General features: G+C 65.3%; 4 protein-coding genes. All 4 read left to right on the top strand.

From position 1 onward, the window contains the following. The coding region (locus tag IT306_21910) for a hypothetical protein (GenBank protein ID MCC7371086.1) at window positions 1-587 on the top strand (587 nt) is incomplete at its 5' end. A gap of 5 nt (window positions 588-592) precedes the next feature. Then, window positions 593-1,468, top strand: a complete 876-nt coding sequence (locus IT306_21905) for a hypothetical protein (GenBank protein ID MCC7371085.1) — start codon at window positions 593-595, stop codon at window positions 1,466-1,468. Further along, window positions 1,468-2,799 carry an AAA family ATPase gene (locus tag IT306_21900; protein ID MCC7371084.1) on the top strand — a complete coding sequence of 444 codons (1,332 nt, stop codon included), beginning with the start codon at window positions 1,468-1,470 and terminating at the stop codon, window positions 2,797-2,799. Before IT306_21905 ends, IT306_21900 begins: the two co-directional genes overlap by 1 nt. Window positions 2,800-2,990: 191 nt before the next feature. Continuing rightward, window positions 2,991-4,186: site-specific DNA-methyltransferase (locus IT306_21895; GenBank protein MCC7371083.1), on the top strand; the 1,196-nt coding region annotated here is incomplete at its 3' end.

Here is a 4,186-nt window from a genome sequence, read left to right as displayed (position 1 = left end):
GCGCCGAGGTCATCGAGGGCCAGCAGGTGGGCCGGGTTGAGAACGAGGACACCGCCAGCCTGGAGAACACCGTCAGCAAGATGGCCCAGAAGCGGGCACACATCGCCGCCACACTGAACGCCACCGGAGCCAGCCGGATCTTTACCCAGGACCTCGAGGATCTTCCCCAATTTCAACAGGCCTTTGCTCAGACCACGGCCGTACCGAGTGATGTTCACAACGTCGGCGGCGACCCCACGGGCGATGACATCGACGAGCGACTTGATGCCGCCAAGGCGAAGCGGCGGCCACGTGGGCCAGAGCCGACATCATCAGACCAGGTCAGAGCCGCGGCGATGGTCGGCGGGGCGCAGCCGGCCAGGCATGGCAAGTCCAGAGCTGAGCTCCTCGCCCTGGCGGGGCGTGGCATCGCCAAGCTGCGGTCCGTGGGGGGTGAGTACCCGGACGTTGATCTGACGAGCATGACCGATGCTGAGATCCGCGAAGGCATCAAGACGGTCGCCGGCTGGATCAAGGACATTGAGGCCCGCCAGCCCGCACAGGCCCAGGCAGACGATGTCGTCGACGAAGACGAGGAAGCCTTCTAGACGCCATGCGAAAGGTCTATGCGATCCGCACGCGAGAAGGCATCCTGGTGGCCGAGCACGTCAGGATCAACCACACAGACGGCACCAAGAGCGTCTCCTGGCGCCGGCCTGGGTTCGCACCCGAGCGGGGGCTGGCGGGCCTGAGGACGGCTGATCTGCCGCTCTACGGGACTGAGCGCCTGGATCGCCTGGCCATCGGCGAGCCGATCGTCCTCTGTGAGGGTGAGAAGGCGACTAAAGCCGTCTGGTCGCTGGGCGTGCCTGCGCTCGGAACGGTGACCGGGGCGCACGGGACCCCGACTGAGGACGTGCTCAGCTCCGTTCTGGCGTTCGACACGGTGCTCTGGCCCGACCATGACGATGAGGGTGAGAGGCACATGACGCGCGTTGCGGCCGGCATCGTCCGCCTGGGTGGCACCGCGCGTCGCCTGGCCTGGGCTGGGGCGTGCACCAAGGGCGACGATGCCGCTGACTTCGTAGCACGTGGCGGGGATCGAGTCACCCTGGATCTGATGATCCGTGGTGCTGAGCCGTGGCGGCCGGACTGCCTGCCGAAGCCGGCTGCGCGTCCCCGCTACGAGGGCCTGACAGATGGACGGGTCGAGACTGCCCGCTCGCACCTGGTCGAGGTGGCGATCGAAAAGCTAGGCCAGCCCGTCCGGCAACAGAGTGGCGGACTGTGGTGGCGGTGTCCGTTCCACGCCGACCAGACGCCGTCCTTCAAGGTGGATCTCCGCGAACCGTTCTTCGTCTGCTTCGGGTGTGGCGCGCGCGGTGACGTGTTCACCTTTCTGCGCGACCTCGACGGGATGGAGTTCCGCGATGCGCTTCGGACCCTTGCGCCACATGAGCTCGGCGGCATCCCGAGGCTAGGTGCGTAATGGCCGTGCCGACACAACTGACCCCGAAAGGGGATCGCTTCGAGGCGCACGGTTTGGGCTGGAGGATGGTGTGCGGCGAGCGGACGATCCGGATCACGGTCAGACGACTTCGCCATGACCACGGTTCGCTCCGCGGGTACGTTGACGTCGAGTTCCGTGCCAGAGGTACGGCTCGGGGGACGCCCTCGGAGCGGCTCGCGGGTGAAGTCCTGAACCTGTCGAGCGGTCGAGATCGCACCCAGTTCGCGAACCGGCTGGCCGACCGGAAGGCGGGCATTGAGTGGCGCAATCTGATCGACGCCTTCTGCGTGGAGGTGGAACGCCGTGACGACGAGGCAGAGCCGGCGATCTGGATCGGCAACCTACCGGCGCCGATCGATGGGGGGTGGCTCGTGGAAGGGATCCTCGAGCGGGGCCAGAACAACAGCCTGCACGGTGACGGCGCATGCGGAAAGTCCTGGGTTGGTCTGGCGCTCGCGGTGAGCGTCACCACTGGTGTGGAGATCCTGCCAGGGTTCCGCCCGATGCTACGCGGCAACGTGCTGTATCTGGACTGGGAGACCGACCACGATACGCTGAACGCCAGAGTCCAGCAGATCGCTCGGGGCGCCGGCATCGATCCGCCCAATATCCGGTATCTGCGGATGGACAGCCCCTTCGCGGACAACGTCGAGCGGATTCTGGCGGAATGCCAGGAGCACGGCGTCGTGCTGGTGATCATCGACAGCGTTGAGGCGGCCATGGCCGGTTCGGTGGCTGCCGGGTCGCCGCCCAATGAAGGCCCAAGCAAGATCAACCGAGGTATCCGCAGGCTGGGCGGCATCACCTCGTTCCTGATCGACCATATCAGCGCGGAGCAGGCCCAGCAGAAGGCGGTTGCCCGGAAGGCGTACGGCAACATCTTCAAGCGGAACTGGATTCGTCTGAGCTTCCAGCTCAAGCAGGCCTGCGACGACACCGAGGATGGCTTCCGTCATCTCGGCCTGTTCTGCGCGAAGCGTAACAACGGACGTGAGTTCGATCCGGTGGGCCTCCGCTGGGAGATCAACGACGAGATCTGCCGATGGGGACGCGAGGAGATCGCCGACCCGGAGCTTGAGCAGTCGTTGCCCACCGCCGATCGGATCGCAGCATACCTGCGGCGTGAGGGTCCATCGCAGCCGTCGCTGATCGCCGAAGGTACCGGCCTGGCTCGAACCACGGTGACCTCGACCCTCACTCGCCGCTCGGATCTCTTCTTCAAGAACCAGCACGGCCTGTGGGACGTGAAGCCGATCGACTCAGATGCCACGGGCTCCGGTGAGTCGGAGGATCTGGCATGGCCGGAGTGACGCAAGTGACGCACATGCGTCACGCACCCACGACGCAGGGTGACGCATGCGTCGGGTGCGTCAGACGCATGCGTCTGAAAACGGGAGATTTGCGCCCTTCAGCGACGCATGCGTCGGATTGCGACGCACATGCGTCATATCTGGTCAGGGTGACGCATGCGTCGGATTTTCGGGGTCTGGAGGCTCCAGAAATGACCCTACTTAATAACTTAACCGGTAGTAGTTCTTCTTCTAGTGTGGAAACGCAGCCGGCGACGCACAGCGACGCAGTGCGTTCGGAGGCCAGCGAGATCAGCCATTCGCTCGACTGGTTTCCCGAGCCCGAGCTGGAAGAGAAGGCGCTCCCGGGGATCCTGACCGAGACCAGCTACACGCTGCCTGAAGGCTTGAACATCGGCAAGTGGCTGGCGATCGGCGAGACGCTCCAACGGATGGAGCGCAGCGTCCAGTGGTGGCTCGGGGACTGGTGGAACTACGGCGAGCGCCGCTACGGCGAGATGGCCTCACAGGCATCGAAGGACGCCGTGCAGGATGCGACGGGGCACACCTACCAGACCGTACGTAATGCCGGCATCGTGGCAGAGAAGTTCGAATCTGCCCGCCGGCGGGCAGATGTCCCGTTCTCCTACCACGAGGCGGTCTCGGCATTGCCACCTGATGAGGCTGACGGGCTGCTCGATGAGGCTGTAGTGGAGGGGTGGAAACGCGCTGAGATCCGCGAGCAAGCGAAGGACCGGAAGCAGGCCATTGCCGTTGAGGCCGCGCTCTCGCAGCCGGCGCCGGCACCCGAGGTGGTCCCGTGGAATGTCCGCGTCGATCAGGCTGACGCCCGGAAGCTACCGCTCACTGATGGTAGTGTCCACCTGACGGTCACCAGTCCTCCCTACGCGCTCGACAAGGCGTACCAGGACGGCGATGTTCCGGTCGAGGACTGGCGAGCGTTCATGTACGCCTGGTACGTCGAAGCGTACCGTGTGACAACTCATCACGGCCGGCTCGCGGTCAACGTCCCATTGGACACTACGCTCGGCGGCTTCCGAGCGACCTACGCGACGGCCGCGCACATGGCGATGGCCGCTGGCTGGACATACCGATCGACCATCGTCTGGTTCGACGACCAACTCGGCAAGTCCACGGCGCGTGGGTCTCTGGATTCTCCCGCCGCCCCGCACATCATTGCCGGTGCAGAGATGATCGCCCTGTTCAGCAAGGGCGAGTGGAAGCGTGAGACACCTGACCTGTCCGCGCCGGAGCGTCAGCGCGGCCCTGTTCTCGGTCATGACGACTGGCTAACCTGGACGAACGGCGTCTGGCGCTTCCCTGGTGAGGCGCAGGCCTGGGAGGGTCACCCGGCGCCGTTCCCATACGAGCTTCCGCGCCGCCTGGT

The organism is Chloroflexota bacterium, from assembly GCA_020850535.1.
In the GTDB taxonomy this organism is placed as follows: domain Bacteria; phylum Chloroflexota; class UBA6077; order UBA6077; family JACCZL01; genus JADZEM01.
The sequence above is the reverse complement of the archived record's forward strand: the minus strand, read 5'-3'. Positions and strand labels throughout refer to the sequence as shown.

Excerpts from the sequence above, each read along its gene's own strand:
- IT306_21905 (MCC7371085.1), top strand. The coding sequence starts at position 593 with ATGCGAAAGGTCTATGCGATCCGCACGCGAGAAGGCATCCTGGTGGCC.
- IT306_21900 (MCC7371084.1), top strand. The coding sequence starts at position 1,468 with ATGGCCGTGCCGACACAACTGACCCCGAAAGGGGATCGCTTCGAGGCG.